General features: G+C 59.3%; 13 protein-coding genes. 8 read left to right on the top strand and 5 right to left on the bottom strand.

Annotated elements, in window-relative coordinates; genetic code table 11:
- The first annotated feature begins 199 nt into the window (after positions 1-199).
- The 5 genes from HB680_RS12710 to HB680_RS12730 all read left to right on the top strand — a co-directional run bounded on the left by HB680_RS12710 (position 200) and on the right by HB680_RS12730 (position 6,754).
- Positions 200-3,691, top strand: coding sequence for a response regulator (locus HB680_RS12710; RefSeq protein ID WP_213938964.1), 3,492 nt, complete (start codon positions 200-202; stop codon positions 3,689-3,691).
- A 27-nt stretch (positions 3,692-3,718) separates the two neighbouring features.
- On the top strand, positions 3,719-4,534 hold the full coding sequence (locus tag HB680_RS12715; RefSeq protein ID WP_213938965.1) for a protein-glutamate O-methyltransferase CheR: 816 nt from the start codon (positions 3,719-3,721) through the stop codon (positions 4,532-4,534).
- Positions 4,531-5,124 (top strand): chemotaxis protein CheB, encoded by a 594-nt coding sequence (locus HB680_RS12720; protein ID WP_213938966.1) that lies wholly within the window; start codon positions 4,531-4,533, stop codon positions 5,122-5,124. Before HB680_RS12715 ends, HB680_RS12720 begins: the two co-directional genes overlap by 4 nt.
- On the top strand, positions 5,118-6,299 hold the full coding sequence (locus HB680_RS12725) for a hybrid sensor histidine kinase/response regulator (RefSeq protein WP_213938967.1): 1,182 nt from the start codon (positions 5,118-5,120) through the stop codon (positions 6,297-6,299). The genes HB680_RS12720 and HB680_RS12725 overlap by 7 nt, the downstream gene beginning before the upstream one ends.
- 77 nt (positions 6,300-6,376) lie before the next feature.
- Positions 6,377-6,754, top strand: a complete 378-nt coding sequence (locus HB680_RS12730) for a response regulator (RefSeq protein WP_059405185.1) — start codon at positions 6,377-6,379, stop codon at positions 6,752-6,754.
- Positions 6,755-6,802: 48 nt separating this feature from the next.
- On the opposite strand, the gene HB680_RS12735 is transcribed toward HB680_RS12730, so the two are convergent.
- The 5 genes from HB680_RS12735 to HB680_RS12755 all read right to left on the bottom strand — a co-directional run bounded on the left by HB680_RS12735 (position 6,803) and on the right by HB680_RS12755 (position 13,313).
- Positions 6,803-7,696 carry a halovibrin HvnA gene (locus HB680_RS12735; RefSeq protein WP_213938968.1) on the bottom strand — a complete coding sequence of 298 codons (894 nt, stop codon included), beginning with the start codon at positions 7,694-7,696 and terminating at the stop codon, positions 6,803-6,805.
- A 185-nt stretch (positions 7,697-7,881) separates the two neighbouring features.
- A complete protein-coding gene (locus HB680_RS12740) occupies positions 7,882-9,552 on the bottom strand; it encodes a response regulator (RefSeq protein ID WP_213938969.1) in 1,671 nt (556 codons plus the stop codon).
- Positions 9,549-11,051, bottom strand: a complete 1,503-nt coding sequence (locus tag HB680_RS12745; protein ID WP_213938970.1) for an ATPase domain-containing protein — start codon at positions 11,049-11,051, stop codon at positions 9,549-9,551. The genes HB680_RS12740 and HB680_RS12745 overlap by 4 nt, the downstream gene beginning before the upstream one ends.
- A 230-nt stretch (positions 11,052-11,281) precedes the next feature.
- Positions 11,282-12,337, bottom strand: coding sequence for a tetratricopeptide repeat protein (locus tag HB680_RS12750; protein WP_213938971.1), 1,056 nt, complete (start codon positions 12,335-12,337; stop codon positions 11,282-11,284).
- A 76-nt stretch (positions 12,338-12,413) separates the two neighbouring features.
- On the bottom strand, positions 12,414-13,313 hold the full coding sequence (locus HB680_RS12755) for a bestrophin family protein (protein ID WP_213938972.1): 900 nt from the start codon (positions 13,311-13,313) through the stop codon (positions 12,414-12,416).
- Between the two features lie 205 nt (positions 13,314-13,518).
- Here HB680_RS12755 and HB680_RS12760 point away from each other — a divergent pair, with 205 nt between their 5' ends.
- Genes HB680_RS12760 through HB680_RS12770 form a run of 3 tightly spaced genes read left to right on the top strand, consistent with a single transcriptional unit; the run spans position 13,519 to position 16,826 of the window.
- Positions 13,519-15,666, top strand: a complete 2,148-nt coding sequence (locus HB680_RS12760) for an FUSC family protein (RefSeq protein ID WP_213938973.1) — start codon at positions 13,519-13,521, stop codon at positions 15,664-15,666.
- Positions 15,656-15,856, top strand: a complete 201-nt coding sequence (locus tag HB680_RS12765; RefSeq protein ID WP_054046186.1) for a DUF1656 domain-containing protein — start codon at positions 15,656-15,658, stop codon at positions 15,854-15,856. The genes HB680_RS12760 and HB680_RS12765 overlap by 11 nt, the downstream gene beginning before the upstream one ends.
- A gap of 4 nt (positions 15,857-15,860) precedes the next feature.
- Positions 15,861-16,826 carry an HlyD family secretion protein gene (locus HB680_RS12770; protein WP_213938974.1) on the top strand — a complete coding sequence of 322 codons (966 nt, stop codon included), beginning with the start codon at positions 15,861-15,863 and terminating at the stop codon, positions 16,824-16,826.
- Positions 16,827-16,988 lie beyond the last annotated feature (162 nt).

The raw sequence follows: 16,988 nt of genomic DNA on the forward strand, positions 1-16,988 counted from the left end.
GAGTAAATGCCAGACCCTGACAAGTTCCCGACCCGATACAAAAAACAATAGCTGTACAAGAGGCACCAAGGATAACGCGCGGCATTGATCAAGCGCAGTTAATTGCAGGAAATTGCGGCCAAAGCTGTCAGAAAATTAGATCAACGCGCCGGTTTGGGGCAAACTCCTTGGTTTTCAACAGTTCGACAAGGCCTTCCCCATGACCTCTGCGTCTTCGGTTGATGAGCAACGATTCCGTAAACTCCTGAGCCGCAACGTCAGCTTGCCGCTTGGCGTGGGTGTGATCAGCGCGGTTTTTTTTGTAGCGCTGATCACTTACCTGTTGTCTGTCATCCAATGGGTCGAACACACCGACCGGGTGATCAATAACGCCAATGAAGCGGTGAAACTGACGGTCGATCTGGAAACCGGCATGCGCGGTTTCCTGCTCAGCGGCGACGAGCACTTCCTGGACCCGTACGAAACGGCCAGGCCGAGAATCGCAGTCGCCCTCAATACCTTGCTCGAACTGACCGCCGACAACCCGGTGCAAACTGATCGTCTGCGTCGTCTCCAGGCCTTGCAAACCGAGTGGGCCACCTACGCGCAGTCGATGATCGATTTGCAGCGCAGCAGTGGCGACTATCGCGGTGCGGTAAAGGCCGGGCGCGGCAAGCGCCTGACCGATGAAATCCGAAGCCAGTTCCAGGACGTGATCGACATGGAGCAGCAGTTGCGCACCACGCGCAACGAAGAAGTGCGCCGCACCACGATCTGGAGCATCACCCTGTACCTGCTGTTCGTGGCCGGGATCAGCACGTTGCTGGCCTACATCGGCCGGCGAGACTTGCTCAATCTTTCGCAAAACTACAGCGCCAACCTGGCCGCGCAACAGACCGCTGCCGACCGTCTGGAAAAGCAAGCCTGGCTGCGCAGCGGCCAGACTGAGCTGGCCGAGCAGGTGCTGGGGCAACTGACCCTCAACTTGCTGGGGCGCAACATTCTGCAATTCTGTGCGCAATACCTGGGTACCGCCGTGGCTGCCATTTATGTGCGCGAAGAACATGGCGGTCTCAAGCGTGTGGCCTCTTACGGTTTGTCCCGGGAACAGGAAGAGCAGGATCAATCGATTTACGACGGCGAAGGGATTGTCGGCCAAGCGGTGAAACAGGGCCGGCTGATTCGCCTGGATGCCGTGCCGGCCGATTACTTCAAAGTCAGCTCCGGCTTGGGCGAAGGCTTGCCCCACAGCGTGCTGGTGGTGCCGACCAGCGACGATGACCGGATCAATGGCGTGATCGAACTGGGCTTCCTGCGGACCCTGGACGAGCGTGACATCGAATTGCTTGAGCTGATTGCCGGCAACATCGGCACCTCGATCGAGGCCGCTCGCTACCGTCAACGCCTGCAAGAAGTGCTGGCCGAAACCCAGCAGCTCAACGAAGAACTCCAGGTTCAGCAGGAAGAACTCAAGACCGCCAACGAAGAACTGGAAGAGCAGTCACGGATTCTCAAGGAGTCCCAGGCGCACCTGGAAACCCAGCAAGTGGAGCTGGAGCAAACCAACGAGCAACTGGCCGAGCAGGCGCAGATCCTCGCCGATCAGCGTGACGCGATGGACCTGAAGAACACCGAACTCAACCAGGCGCAGATTCAACTCGAAGACCGCGCCGAAGAGTTGCAGCGCTCCAGCAAGTACAAGTCCGAATTCCTCGCCAACATGTCCCACGAACTGCGCACGCCGCTGAACAGTTCGTTGATCCTGGCCAAGCTGCTGGCGGAGAACCCGCAGGAAAACCTCAGCGCCGAACAGGTCAAGTTCGCCGAGTCGATCTATTCGGCCGGCAATGACTTGCTCAACCTGATCAACGACATTCTCGACATTTCCAAAGTCGAGGCCGGCAAGCTGGAAATGCGCCCGGAAAACACCAGCGTCGCCCGTCTGGTGGATGGCCTGCGCGGGATGTTCCAGCCGATGGCCACCGACAAGAAGCTGGACTTCCAGATCGAGCTGCAGGCCGGCGCGCCGATGATGATCTACACCGACCGCCAGCGCCTGGAACAGGTGATCAAGAACCTGCTGTCCAACGCGGTGAAATTCACCGAAAAAGGCAGTGTCAGCCTGACCGTGGCCAGTCAGCCGGGCGACGGCATCGCCTTCATCATTCGCGACTCCGGGATCGGCATTGCCCCGGATCAGCAGGAAAGCATCTTCGAAGCCTTCCGTCAGGCCGATGGCACCACCAATCGCCGCTATGGCGGCACCGGGTTGGGCCTGTCGATTTCCCGGGATCTGGCGAATTTGCTGGGCGGTTCGATCAGCGTCACCAGCGAACCGGGGCAGGGCAGTGCGTTCACCCTGGTGTTGCCGCAGCAGTACGTCGAACCGGGTGACGAACCGGTCGAGCCGATGCGCGCCACCCCGGTCGCGTACACGCCAAAACCCGTGGTCGCCGCACTGGCGCCGTTGATTGCCGAAATCGACATCCCGCGTTTCGACGATGACCGCGCCAAGGCACCGTTCGCCACGCGCTGCATTCTGGTGGTGGAAGACGAGGTGAATTTCGCCCACATCCTCTACGACCTGGCCCACGAACTGGGTTATCAGTGCCTGGTGGCCCACGGTGCCGACGAAGGGTACGACCTGGCCAAGGAGTTCATTCCCGACGCCATCCTGCTGGACATGCGCCTGCCGGATCATTCCGGGCTGACCGTGTTGCAGCGCCTCAAGGAACATGCCGAAACCCGGCACATCCCGGTTCACGTGATCTCGGTCGAAGACCGGGTCGAAGCCGCGATGCACATGGGCGCCATCGGCTACGCGGTCAAGCCGACCACCCGCGAAGAGCTCAAGGACGTGTTCGCGCGGCTGGAGGCCAAGTTGACCCAAAAGGTCAAAAAGGTCCTGCTGGTAGAGGACGATGACTTGCAGCGCGACAGCATTGCCCGCCTGATCGGCGACGAAGACATCGAGATCACCGCCGTCGGTTTCGCCCAGGAGGCGCTGGACCTGCTGCGCACAACGATTTTCGACTGCATGATCATCGACCTGAAGCTGCCGGACATGCTCGGCAACGATCTGCTCAAGCGCATGTCCACCGAGGATATCTGCTCGTTCCCGCCGGTGATTGTCTACACCGGGCGCAACCTGACCCGTGATGAAGAAGCCGAGCTGCGCAAGTATTCGCGCTCGATCATTATCAAGGGCGCCCGCTCGCCAGAACGACTGCTGGATGAGGTGACACTCTTTCTGCACAAAGTCGAATCCCAGTTGTCCCATGAGCGGCAGAAGATGCTCAAGACCGCGCGCAGTCGCGACAAGGTCTTCGAGGGCCGCAAGGTGCTGCTGGTGGACGACGATGTGCGCAACATCTTCGCCCTGACCAGTGCGCTGGAGCAAAAAGGCGCAGTCGTGGTCATTGGCCGGAACGGCCGTGAAGCGATTGAAAAATTGAATGAAGTCGAGGACATCGACCTGGTGCTGATGGACGTGATGATGCCGGAGATGGACGGTTTCGAGGCCACGACCTTGATCCGCCAGGATCCGCGCTGGCGCAAACTGCCGATCATCGCCGTGACGGCCAAGGCCATGAAGGACGATCAGGAGCGCTGCCTGGCGGCAGGTTCCAACGATTACCTGGCCAAGCCGATCGACCTGGATCGCCTGTTCTCGCTGATTCGCGTGTGGTTACCGAAAATGGAACGCATCTAATGGAACGCTCCTAGTGGAAAGCTCTTAGTGGAAAAGAATACCGAAATCGAACTGCGGCTGCTGATCGAGGCGATCTACCTCAAGTACAGCTATGACTTTCGCGACTATTCCGGCGCCTCCATCAAGCGCCGGGTGGGGCACGCGCTGAGTCAGTTCGAATGCTCGACCATCTCGGCGTTGCAGGAAAAGGTCCTGCACGACCCGACCGCGTTCATGCAGTTGCTGCAATTGCTGACGATTCCGGTCAGCGAGATGTTCCGTGATCCTTCGCATTTCCTGGCGATCCGCCAGGAAGTGGTGCCGCTGCTCAAGACTTATCCGTCGATCAAGATCTGGATCGCCGGGTGCAGCACCGGCGAAGAGGTATATTCGATGGCGATCCTGTTGCGTGAAGAAGGTTTGCTCGACCGCACGATCATCTACGCTACCGACATCAACCCGCGTTCGCTGGACAAGGCCAAGCAAGGGATTTTCTCCATGGAGAATGTCCGCGCCTACACTTCCAATTATCAGCAGGCCGGTGGTCAGCGCTCGTTTGCCGACTACTACACAGCGGCTTATGGTTACGCGATTTTCGACAAGACCTTGTGCGAGAACGTGACCTTTGCCGACCACAGCCTGGCGACGGACAGCGTGTTCTCGGAAACTCAATTGATTTCATGCCGTAATGTGTTGATTTACTTTAATAAAAAGCTTCAGGATCGTGCCTTTGGTTTGTTTCATGAGTCCCTGTGTCATCGTGGTTTCCTGGTGTTGGGCAGTAAGGAAACCCCGGATTTTTCGGCATTCGGCAAACAATTCGAGCCTTTGGTCAAACAAGAACGGATCTACCGCAAATCATGAACAGTGAAGCCGGTTTGCCGACCGTAGAGGCTATCGTGATCGGCGCTTCGGCCGGTGGCGTAGAGGCGCTGCTGAGTATTCTCAGCCCGCTGCGCGAAGGTTTTATGCTGCCGATCATCGTGGTGCTGCATCTGCCTGACGAACGCCGTAGCCAATTGGCTGAAGTGTTCGCGCGGCGGGTTGCGCTGCCGGTGCTGGAGGCCGTCGACAAGACGCTGGTCGAGGCCGGAACTCTGTATTTCGCGGCGCCGGGCTATCACCTTTCGGTGGAGCAGGACCGCAGTTTCTCGTTGAGCCTGGAAGATCGCGTGCACTATTCGCGGCCCGCCATCGATTACCTGTTCGAATCCGCCGCTGACGCCTACGGGCCGGCGCTGGCTGCCGTGTTGCTGACCGGCGCCAACCGCGATGGCGCCAAGGGCATGGCCCAGGTCAAGTACCGTGGCGGCCTGACCGTGGTGCAAGACCCGGAAGAGGCTCAGGTCGCGACCATGCCCCAGGCGGCGCTGGACTTGCACCAACCTGACCACATTCTCTCTATACGCGGCATCGGCCGTCTGCTTGTCGAGCTGGAACGAATAGCATGCTAAGTACCATCCAAGCCAAACTGCTGATCGTCGACGATCTGCCGGAAAACCTGCTGGCCCTTGAGGCGCTGATCAAGCGTGAAGATCGCATGGTCTACAAGGCGCTGTCGGCCGACGAAGCCTTGTCGCTGTTGCTGCAGCACGAATTCGCCATGGCCATTCTAGACGTGCAGATGCCGGGCATGAACGGCTTCGAACTGGCCGAACTGATGCGCGGCACCGAAAAGACCAAGAACATCCCGATCGTCTTCGTCAGTGCCGCCGGTCGTGAGTTGAACTACGCGTTCAAAGGCTACGAAAGCGGCGCCGTGGACTTCTTGCACAAGCCGCTGGATATCCACGCGGTCAAGAGCAAGGTCAATGTGTTCGTCGAACTCTATCGCCAGAGCAACGCGATCAAGCAACAGGTTGAAGCGCTGGAGCAGGGCCGTCGCGAACAGGAAGCGTTGCTCAAACAATTGCAGAACACCCAGGGCGAACTGGAGCAAGCGGTGAGGATGCGCGATGACTTCATGTCGATCGTTGCCCATGAAGTGCGCACGCCACTCAATGGCCTGATCCTCGAAACCCAATTGCGCAAGATGCACCTGGCCCGGGACAACGCGGCGGCGTTCACGCTGGACAAGATGCATGCCATGGTCGAGCGTGATGAACGCCAGATCAAAAGCCTGATCCGCCTGATCGAGGACATGCTGGATGTGTCGCGCATTCGCACCGGTAAACTGTCGATCCGCCCGAACCGGTTCGATCTGGTGAAACTGGTGGCTAACCTGCTGCAAAACTTCGCGCCACAATTCGATGCAGCCGAGTCCGCGGTGACCTTTACCGCCGACGCGCCCGTGGAAGGCCAGTGGGATGAGTTCCGCATCGAGCAGGTGATCTCCAACCTGCTGACCAACGCCTTGCGCTATGGCGGCAAAGGCACGATTGATGTGCGGGTGTACAGTCATGGAAGCCAGGCCTACGTAGAGGTCCAGGACCGTGGCATCGGTATCAGTGAAGAGAACCAGAAGCGTATTTTCCAACAGTTCGAACGGGTTTCAGCCAAGACCGTGGTCGCGGGGCTTGGGCTGGGTCTGTTTATTTCCGAGCAAATTGTCGCCGCCCATGGCGGATCCATCGTCGTCGAGAGCAGAATCAACGAAGGCGCCTTATTTCGCGTTTGTCTGCCGTTGTAGGAAAGCAGCCAGGCAAACGCAACCTCTGGACGACCCCACGGTCGTATCAGCAGCTATTGACCGAACAAAGGCTTCCCATGAGTGAAGATGCGCAAGATGTAGTACTCATTGTCGAGGACGATCCCTCGATTTTGATGGTGTTGTCTGCCTATCTGTCGGGCGAGGGTTATCGCGTATTGCAGGCCGAAAACGGCGAGCAGGCCTTCGAAATCCTGGCAAGCAAACCGCACCTGGACATGATGATCACCGACTTTCGTCTGCCTGGCGGGATTTCCGGCGTGCAGATTGCCGAGCCCGCGGTCAAGCTGCGACCGGAGCTCAAGGTTATTTTCATCAGCGGTTATCCGCAGGAAATCCGCGAGACTGACAGCCCGATCACGCGCAAGGCGCCGATCCTGGGCAAGCCGTTTGATCTGGATGTATTGCAGGAATTGATGCAGGAGATGTTGTCCTGAGCGGGCGTCGGTGGGTGCCGACGCTCCGTAGACTCAGTCCAGACACTACTATTTCACCTGGTCTGCCGGGTTAAACAAAAACTGTGCATCGGCCGTCGGTGTGGTGGGCAGAATGATCCGTATAATCGGCTTCACGATGCCACCGGTGGAGTTGTAGAAGTCATTCTGGTCAAATTGCGCACCCGCCAAGCCCCCTTCGAGATAGAAGAATGCTTCGATGGGCAGCTCTTTGGGGATGTTTTGTGGCCAAGTGGCCAGGATCAGTTCGATGTAGTCATGGGGCCCGGCAAAGAAGTTAGCCATCTGATGGGCCCGGATGCTTTGATAAAACGAGTCGGCACCCAGATTGTCCATCGCGTCTCTGACGTCGAAGCTGCACATGTAATATGCCCGTTCGTACTGGTTCCAGCGTTGTACCCATTGCTCGGCGGTGGTCGTTCCGACGGTCTGGCAGCGACGACTCCCCACCGGCTCATACGGGTGAGCGCCACAACCGGGTTTATCGCGCAACGTAGTCCCGCCATCAATCGGAAACGCACAAAGTACTTCAATGTGCCGTATGCCGCTCGGGCTATCGAGGATCGGGTAAAAGAGATAACCATTCTTCTGTCCAAACACCAGTCCGTTGAATTTGGCGTCTTTGCTCAGGTATGAAAACGACACGCCACCGCTGGTCTGGGAGTGTGGGCTGGGGTTCCAGGCCTTATAAGCGGTCGAGGGCACTGTAGACCTCATTATCACCCCACGGCAGAGGAACGCTGGCATCGACGGCCTGCCGCAATTGATGCGTGTGTCGTTGTAACGCCGGGTCAAGTTGGCGGCAACCTCGGCGCCACTCGCGATTGCATTGCCGGGACCCCTTTGAGTGGGAGGGGCTTGTTGTTCGTGAACCTGGCAGCTTGCGAGAAAAATCAATAGCAGCAATGCGGTCAACTTTTTCATGAGTGTCGTCCCTTGCGATTAATCCTGCCTGGGGCAGGCAAGCGCAGGGGCCTTGGAGCGGGCGCCTCATGCACTTGAGAAGGGATTAAATCCAAGAAAAAACAGGATGAATAGCTGTCAGAGTTGACAGGTGACAGGCCCGAAATCGAGGCTTAAGCTCGGCTGCAACGCAGCATCAGGCCTGGTTACTGGCGGATCATCTCCCGCACCTTTGCGGTCAGCAGATCGAAGGTAAACGGCTTGGTGATCATCTGCATCCCCGGGTCGAGGAAGCCTCCGCGCACCGCTGCGTGCTCGGCATACCCCGTAATGAACAACACCTTGAGATCCGGCCGGTACTGGCGGCCGATTTCCGCCAACTGCCGGCCGTTCATGCCTGGCAGGCCAACGTCGCTGATCAGCAGATCGATGCGCTGGGCGGAATCGAGGATCGGCACCGCACTGTCGGCATCCCCGGCCTCGACAAAGGCATAACCCAACTCGCTCAACACCGCGCTGACCAATACCCGAACCGCCGGATCATCCTCGACGATCAGCACGGTTTCACCGTCCTGGGCGAAAGGTGCTTGCTGGATATCCACGAGAGGATCCTGCGCCAGGTTACCGAGGTATCGTGGCAGGTACAGGTTAACGGTGGTGCCGTTGTCGACTTCACTCTGAATCGTCACGTGGCCACGGGACTGTTTGCTGAAACCGTAAATCATCGACAATCCGAGCCCGGTGCCCTGGCCGATAGGTTTGGTGGTGAAGAACGGATCAAACGCCCGGGTGATGGTGCTTTGCGGCATGCCACAGCCGCTGTCGGTGACGCTCAGCACCACGTAATCCCCGGGCTGGAGGTTGCCATGGGCCTCGGTGAAACCGGTGTCCAAATGCTGGTTGAAGGTTTTCACCACCAGTTTGCCGCCGTCGGGCATGGCGTCGCGGGCGTTGAGCACCAGGTTGAGCAGGGCACTTTCCAGTTGATTGGGGTCAGCCTCGGCCACCCACAGTTGCTCGCTCAACTGCATGTCCAGCTGAATGCTTTCGTTGATGCTGCGTTCCAGCAGTTCGCCCATGGACGTGACCAGGGTGTTCATCACCACCGGTTTGGAGTCCAGCGACTGGCGGCGGGAGAACGCCAACAATCGGTGGGTCAGGCCAGCCGCGCGGTTGGCCGACGTGACGCCCAGATCAATCAGGCTGTCGAGGTCTTCGGTACGGCCACGGGCCAGCCGTCGGCGCAGCAATTCCAGGCTGCCGATAATCCCGGTCAGCATGTTGTTGAAGTCGTGGGCGATACCGCCGGTCAATTGGCCGACGGCCTCCATTTTCTGCGATTGGCGCAGCGCTTCTTCGTTATTGCGCAGCTGGGCGGTGCGCTCCTCGACTTGTTGCTCGAGGGTTTCCAGGGTTGTTTGCAGCCGCAGTTCGCTTTGGCTCAGGTCGATCAGCCGGTCCCGGGCTTCGTACTGTCGTCGGCGACCGCGCAATGCGGTGGTCACCAGGCTGATCAGCGTCACCGGGTGAAACGGGCGCTCCAGAAACGTGACGTTGCCCAGTTGCGGGCCCAATCGCGACGCAGGGTTCTGTTCCGGGCCGCCGTGGTATGTCATCAGCACAATCGGCAAGTCCGACCAGGCCGGTTGCTGTTCTATGAGGCACAGCAGCGGCTCGATATCTCCGCCAAGCAAGGCTTCGGATGAGATCAGTAGCAAACCGGCGCCGTGCTCCAGCTCACTGCACAATCCCGGCAAATCACTGCTGATGATGCCGTCGTAACCCGCTTCGTTAAGCATCATCAGCGCAATCTGGCTGTCGCGCCCCAGCGGCGCGAGGATGATCGCGCGCTCGGAGGTCGCTGCCAGCGAAGTCATTGACCGTCATCCTTGAGCAGCGGGTTGCTTGCGCCCAGGTAGGTCGGCACGCCGCGCAAGACACCCTGGAACGCGTCCAGCGGTTCGCCGATGGTCATGCCCTGGCCGCTGATGCGGTATTCGCGGATGGTTGATTCATGGCTGCCGGTGCGTTTCTTGATGATCGAAATGGCTCGGCGCACCTTGCCCAGGGCTTCGAAGTAGCGCAGCAAAATAACGGTGTCGGCCAGGTAGGTGATGTCCACTGGCGCTTGCATGTCTCCGACCAACCCGTGCTGGGCGACGGTCATGAACGTCGCGGCGCCCCGGCGATTGAGGTACAGCAGTAATTCATGCATGTGCAGCACCAGGGCGTTTTCCTCGGGCATCGCGGCCTGATAGCCGTTGATGCTGTCGATGACCACGGTCTTGATGTTGCGCTCATCAACGCAGCGGCGAACCCGGTGGGAAAACTCGCCAGGGGACAGTTCAGCCGCGTCTACTTGCTCGATCAGCAGGTTGCCGGTGTCTTGCAGCGCCTTGAGGTCGATGCCCATGTTTTTCATGCGCTCGAACAGCAATCCCAGTTCTTCGTCGAAGATAAACAGCGCCGCTTTCTCACCACGGGCGACGGCTGCTGCGGCGAAGATCATCGAGATCAGCGACTTGCCGGTACCGGCCGGGCCGAGGATCAACGTGCTGGAACCGGTCTCGATGCCGCCGCCGAGCAGGGCGTCCATCTCGCGGATGCCACTGGTCAATTGCTGGCGAACGTAGCCGCCACGGTGTTCGGCCGCGACCAGGCGCGGGAACACGTGGATACCGTCGCCCATGATGGTGAAGTCATGGAAACCGCCACGGTATTTCTGGCCGCGGTATTTAACGACGCGGATACGTCGGCGTTCGGCGCCGTAGTTGGGGGTCAGCTCTTCGAGGCGAATCACCCCGTGCGCAACGCTGTGGACGGTTTTGTCGAGGGATTCGGTGGTCAGGTCGTCGAGCAGCACGACCGTGGCGTCATAGCGCACGAAGTAATGCTTGATCGCCAGAATCTGCCGACGATAGCGCAGTGAGCTTTGGGCCAAAAGTCGGATTTCGGACAGACTGTCGAGGACCACGCGGGTCGGCTTGACTCGTTCGACCACTTCGAAGATCTGCTTGGTCGCTTCGCCCAGCTCCAGGTCCGAGGAGTACAGCAGGCTTTGCTGGTGCTCGGCGTTAAGCAGGCTTTCCGGGGGCGTCAGCTCAAAGATGTGGATGTTCTCATCCAGCTCCCAACCGTGGGACAACGCGCCCTGGCGCAGTTCACGTTCGGTTTCTGACAGGGTGATGTACAACGAGCGCTCGCCGGCTCGGGCGCCGGCAAGGAGAAAATGCAACGCGACGGTGGTTTTACCGGTTCCCGGCTCACCCTCCAGCAGAAACACATGTCCGCGGGACAATCCACCGGCCAGGATGTCATCCAGACCTTCGATGCCGGTGGCGGCTTTTGCACTGAACAACTCGTTAGACGTAGACAAAAAATGCCCTCTCATGACTAGGGGAAGCGAGGCAGCAGGCCTGAAGTGCCTGAATTGACTGCCTGTTTCTCTTGACCCTTGGCCGAGACGACGGTTCAACCTATTTTGGCCGGAACCAACGGCACCTCAGTGCCATCGTTTTTGTAGGAGCAAGGCTTGCTCGCGAAGGCGATCTCGCGGGCGCCATCGCGGGCAAGCCTTGCTCCTACAGGGGGAATGGTGGTGACCGGTTAAAGACCTTGCTGCAGCGCTGGATCATCCGGGTTCATTTGCTCCAGTTGCGCCAGTAGAATCTGCACGTTTTGCAACTGTCCGCTTTCCGTCCAGTAATTGATCAGCAACACCCGTGCCTTGCGGTCGGCAGGGTGGCGCTGGACGATTTCCTGCAACTGTTTCTGCGCGGCTTCCAGCTCTTCCTCGCTGTGCAGCGTGGTGGCCAGGTCGTAGCGGTATTCCTTGTTGTCCGGTTCCAGCTCAACCGCTTTCGAGAGGCCAAGCACGGCAAACTCACTCTGCCCGTGGTGCAGCAGCCAGAGCCCGAGGGCATGTTGCAGATAGGCGGAATCCGGTTGGGCCTTTAGCTGTTTGGCCAGCAGTTGGCGCGCGGCATCGCTTTGCCCTTGCTTGTCGAGTACTTCGATCTGCATGACCAGTGCCGGCAGATTGCCGGGTTCGAGCTGCAAGGTGCGCTCCAGCGCCAGTTGCGCCTCTTTCAACTCGGCGTTGTGCAGGTGCAACCGCGCCAGTTGGTAATGCGTGTCAGCGCTTTCGGGTTCGTTCTTGAGGACCTGCTCCCAGGCATCGATGGCCTGCTGCAATGGCCCGAAATACAAGCCCAGGTCATCCGGCGATAACCCCAGCAGCGCGTTGACCGCAGCAAAGCGCACAGTCTGTTCGCTGTCATCCAGCAACGGTCCCAGCAACAGACTGCGCTGGCCGCTGGGGACCAGGCCGACAACGCTTTTGATCGCCGCCATGCGGACATCCACCGATGTGTTTTGCAAATCGGCGCCGGCCAGTTTCAAGGCTTGTGAGCTGGGGTAGTTCGGCAGTTCGGCGAGCAGCCAGATGCGACGTTTGGCCGATATATCGGGTCGGCCCAATTGCTGGTAGAGAACCCGCGCCGCCCCCGGTTGACCGGCACGCGCCTGGGTCAGCGCTTCGCTGTAGCCGCGTTTGATCGCCTCCGGCACCACGGGTGTGGAACTGCGCAGGAAAAACCAGGCGAGGGCAATGGCAAGCAGGACGCAGAGGCTGATAAGCAGGTAGCGGCGGGACTGAGGCATGCAGGAATCCGGGAGCTGGCGAGCTTTTGCAAAGGCGTCAGCTTCGGTCAGGCGCGGCTTCGAGTCAAACCCTGGCTCAGTTCAAAACGTACTCGATGGGTTCCAGGGCCGGCGGCAAATCGGTTTGCCCCAACGCGGCCAGTACTTCGCGCTCCAGGGTGCGCAATATCGCGTTACACGGTAAATCGTTTTCATCGAAGCCGAACGGGTCTTCGAGGTCGTCGCCGATCTCGTCGAGGCCGAAAAAAGTGTAACTGACGATGGCGGTGAACACCGGCGTCAGCCAACCCAGTGGTTCGGCCATGGCGAACGGCAACAAGATGCAAAACAGGTAAATGGTGCGGTGCAGCAGCAAGGTGTAAGGGAAGGGCAGCGGCGTGCTTTTGATTCGCTCGCAACTGGCCTGGACCTGGCTCAGGCTGACCAGCCGGGCCTCCAGTTGGGTGTAGCGCCATTCGCTGATCCGCCCGACTTCGGCGAGCTCCGAGCAACGGGCGCCAATGCGTTGCAACAAGGCATCGGGGATGTTCGGGTGTTGATGATCGATGGGGTCGTGGGTCCAGGGCGCGACGGCTTGCCGTTCACTTTCAAAGCGCAGCCGAGCGATCAGGCCGTGGGCGAAACCGCAGAGTTCACGTAGCAGCAGCTCGCGTTCGTCGGCGTCCATCAAGCCCTGGGTCTGGCGGATCAGCGAGCGCACCTCGATGATCAACTGCCCCAATTGCTTGCGACCCTCCCACCAACGGTCGTAACAGGCGTTGTTGCGAAAGCTCATGAAGATCGACAGCGACAAACCCAACAGCGTGAAGGGCGTGGCGTTGACCTTGGAGAAGTACGCCGGGTGCCAGGTTTCCACCAGCACAATCACCGAGGCGAGCAGGGTCACCAACAGGCTGCGCAAGGCAATGCGCTTGGCAATCGAGCCTTTGAGTGAAAACAGGATGCCGATCAGGTTCGGCTTGGGACGCACGATCATGGGTAAGGCTTTATTGAGAGACGCTTTCGCAGCGATTGAAGCCTAGGGGCCTCGTGCGTTTCTGTCCAATTGCTATGGCTGACGGGGTTATCGAGCGCGTCTATCGGAAACGTCTGACTCATCATCGAATTTGCCTACGACGCCTGTCGACTTTGAAACCTGTCGAGGTCCTGAAGCAGTGACTACGCTTGCTTGAGATGACCCGATGAGTGCGACCATGCAACCGCTGCTTCACTACTTCAAGATGCTGCTCAACCCCGGCCAAGGGGCATTGCTGTTTGCCCTGAGAACCATCGCGGCCGGGCTGCTGACCTTGTACCTGGCGTTTCTGTTCGACCTCGACCAACCCAAGTGGTCGATCATGGCCGTGGTCATCGTCAGCCAGCCGCTGGGTGGCATGGCCCTGGCCCGAAGTTTCGGCCAGGTGATCGGCACGACCCTGGGGGCGGTGGTCGCGGTGCTGATCATGGCGATTTTCCCCCAGGCGCCATTGCCATTCATCATCACCCTGGCCTTGTGGCTGGCGCTGTGTACGGCTGGCGGCACCTTGTTGCGTTACACCAGCTCCCAGGCGTTTGTGCTCAGCGGCTACACGGCGGTGGTCGTCGCCTTGCTGGCGGTGCCGGATCAGGACGGCACGTTTTTGTTGGCCGTCACCCGGGTCACGGAAACATTGTTGGCGGTTGCCTGCGTGTGCGTGGTCAGCCTGCTGACGGCGCGGCCCGAGACGGTGGCTCGCAATTATTTCGCCAAGGTCGATCACGTGATCAAGTTGCTGGCGACGCACGCGGCCGCCGTCATTCGTACCGAAGAAAGCGAAGCCGATTTCCATCGCCGACAGATGCAACTGCTGGGCGAGATCAGCGCGCTTGAAGGGTTGCGCAGGCATTTGTACTTCGACGCGCCACGGCTGCGCAGTGCCAATGGCCTGGTGCAGTTGCTGGGCAATCAACTGGTGCTGCTGACTTCGCGGCTGACGGCGTTGCGTCATCAGCGAGAGTTGCTGGCCGAGCGCTGGCAAGGCGCGTTGCCCCTGGACATACAGGCGTTGCGCGCCGAGGAGCTGGCCTTTCTCGATGAGCTGGCGGTGCAGGGGCGCTCGTTATCACTCGAGGCTCGCCAGCATTTCCTCGCATTGCAACAACAGTTCGACAACCAGGCCTATAAAGCCGAACAACTCACAGAAACCATGACCGCTACCTTACGCTCGCTGGCCTGGGCGCTGCGTTGGGAGCAAGCGCGGATGTTGCAGCAACTGGAGCAGATTCTGGAGCTGAGCGACGCGATACAGGATGGGCGCGAAGCGAGTTGCGTGTTTCGCGGGCAGGAAAATCCGCTGCACCTGGACTTCACCCTGGCGGCGATGAATGCCATTCGCGCCTTTACTGCCCTGGTGGTTGCGGGCCTGATCTGGATCGAGACGGGCTGGGATGGCGCCCGTGGCGCAATGGTGCTGGTGGGCATTCTCTGTTCGCTGATGGCGACGTTTCCGCGACCGCTGCTGGCGGCCCAGAGTTATGCGAGGGGGTTGGGGTTGGCACTGGTGGCCTCGGCGTTCTATCTATTTCTGCTGTTTCCAATGATCAGTAACTTCGAGTTGCTCGCGTTACTGTTGGCGCCTCTGCTGTACGCCGTGGCAGTCGGACTGACCACCCCACCTACCACCGGGACCGCCATTGGACTTGGGCTTTCGACGTTTCTGCTGTTGGGGCCGCAAAACGTGGGTATTGGCCAGAACAGTGCGATCCAGTGGTTCGAGTTTGCCGGCGCTTACACCTGCGCCACCGTCCTGGCGTTGAGTGTCTACGCGCTGATCTTCCCGTTCCGCCCTGTGTTGCGGATGCGTCGGTTGTTCAATGAAAACTGCGAGCAGGTCTACGCCTTGATGAAGACGGCGCCTACCGATGAGCAGCAATTCGCCTTTGAAAGCCGCATGGTTGATCGCCTGACCATGATGCTCGGCTTGCTGCCGGCGATTGAGGACCGGCGTTCTAGCGAGCTGTTCGAAGTCAGCCTCGGCTGCATGGCGCTGGGGGTTGCGTTGAATCAGCTCAGGCAACAGGGGCAAAGCAACACCTTGCTCAGTACCGATCAACAGAACCGCTTAGTGGGCACAGTCCGTGAAACAGGAAGGTTGATTGCCGGACGTCCCGGGATTGACCTTGAGCGATTGCTCGCCAATCTGCGAACCCTGGGCGATGAAATGGATGACTTGCATGTGGATGTTCACGAGCACTTGTGGTCGGTGTTCCGGATGCGCGTGGCGCTGCTGATCGTGGTGTCGTTCCTGCAGCGTTACCGCGACTACTTTCAATCCGCCGACACAGAAGGAGTACCGGCCCTTGCCCATTGATCTGGAAGTAGGTGGGGTCTACTTGCCACCGATTGCCCAGGCCCTGTTGCTGGCCTTGCCGATTTTTTTGCTGCTGGACTGGCTTCTGAGGCGTTTGGGTGTGTTGCGCTTCGTCTGGCATGAGGCGTTGTTCGAAGGGGCGTTGTATGCCTGTGTTTGCGCCACGCTGATCCTGGTCATGGGAGCCTGATGCCTTGAAGAAGAACCTTGCCCGACTCGCAACGGTTGCCGTGGTGTTGCTGGCTTTCATCCTTGGCTGGTTCGCCTGGGAGCATTACACCCGCGCACCCTGGACCCGGGATGCCCGGGTGCGTGCGGATGTGGTGACGTTGTCCGCCGACGTCGCGGGGCGCATCGTCACTTTAGGTGTGCAGGACAATCAGCATGTAGAGAAAGGCCAGTTATTGCTGGAGATCGATCCGGCGCGCTACAGCCTGGCGGTGGAACGAGCCAAGCGTTCTGTCGAGGTGTCGAAAGCGACCCTCGGCCAATCCCAGGCCTCGATTGTTTCCAGCGAAGCCTTGCTCAAGCAGCGTCAGAGCGAGGAGCAACGGCGGCGCAAGTTAAAACTGGGGTTCGCGATTTCCGGTGAGGAATGGGAAAAATCCAGTACCGAAGTGGCGGTGGCCCAGGCCGAATTGTTGCGTAACCAGGCCAACCTCGGGCTGGCCCAGGCCAATGTGCAACTGGCTATTGCGGCGTTGACCCAGGCTGAACTCGATTTACAGCGCACCCGGGTCGAGGCTCCGGTCAGCGGCTATGTCACCAACCTGCTGACCCGCCAGGGCGATTACGCCACGGCCGGTGGTGCGTTGTTGGCGCTGGTAGACAGCGACTCGTTCTACGTCAGCGGATATTTCGAGGAAACCAAACTGCCGAGAATCGAGGAGGGCGACCGCGTGCGGATCGAGTTGATGAGCGGCGAAACCTTCGGCGGCACGGTGCAAAGCATTGCCTTCGCCATTGCCGACCGGGAAAACGCCCCCGGCGGTCGTTTGCTGGCCAGCATCAACCCCAGTTATACGTGGGTCAAACTGGCGCAACGGGTACCGGTTCGAATCCAGATTGATGCGGACTATGCCGCCAAGAATCGGCTGCGCGCCGGGACCACGGCGACCGTGACCGTCATGGAAACCCATAAATCTGAGGAACACCGCTAAACCTTTTAGGAGCAAAGCTTCCTCGCTAAGGCGGTTTGTCAGGCAATGCTGATGTTGGCTGACACACCGCCTTAGCGAGCAAGCTTTGCTCCTACAGGAGACAGTATTTTCTGCAGGCAAAAAAAGCCCCGCGACCGAATGAGACGCGGGGCCAAAAAATTT

Origin of the sequence: Pseudomonas sp. dw_612 (assembly GCF_018449725.1) — a bacterium.
Classification (GTDB): Bacteria; Pseudomonadota; Gammaproteobacteria; order Pseudomonadales; family Pseudomonadaceae; genus Aquipseudomonas.

Bases quoted from the DNA above. Each gene is read 5' to 3' on its own strand.
- HB680_RS12710 (WP_213938964.1), top strand. From the start codon at position 200: ATGACCTCTGCGTCTTCGGTTGATGAGCAACGATTCCGTAAACTCCTG.
- HB680_RS12720 (WP_213938966.1), top strand. From the start codon at position 4,531: ATGAACAGTGAAGCCGGTTTGCCGACCGTAGAGGCTATCGTGATCGGC.
- HB680_RS12725 (WP_213938967.1), top strand. From the start codon at position 5,118: ATGCTAAGTACCATCCAAGCCAAACTGCTGATCGTCGACGATCTGCCG.
- HB680_RS12730 (WP_059405185.1), top strand. From the start codon at position 6,377: ATGAGTGAAGATGCGCAAGATGTAGTACTCATTGTCGAGGACGATCCC.
- HB680_RS12735 (WP_213938968.1), bottom strand. From the start codon at position 7,696: ATGAAAAAGTTGACCGCATTGCTGCTATTGATTTTTCTCGCAAGCTGC.
- HB680_RS12740 (WP_213938969.1), bottom strand. From the start codon at position 9,552: ATGACTTCGCTGGCAGCGACCTCCGAGCGCGCGATCATCCTCGCGCCG.
- HB680_RS12750 (WP_213938971.1), bottom strand. From the start codon at position 12,337: ATGCCTCAGTCCCGCCGCTACCTGCTTATCAGCCTCTGCGTCCTGCTT.
- HB680_RS12755 (WP_213938972.1), bottom strand. From the start codon at position 13,313: ATGATCGTGCGTCCCAAGCCGAACCTGATCGGCATCCTGTTTTCACTC.
- HB680_RS12760 (WP_213938973.1), top strand. From the start codon at position 13,519: ATGAGTGCGACCATGCAACCGCTGCTTCACTACTTCAAGATGCTGCTC.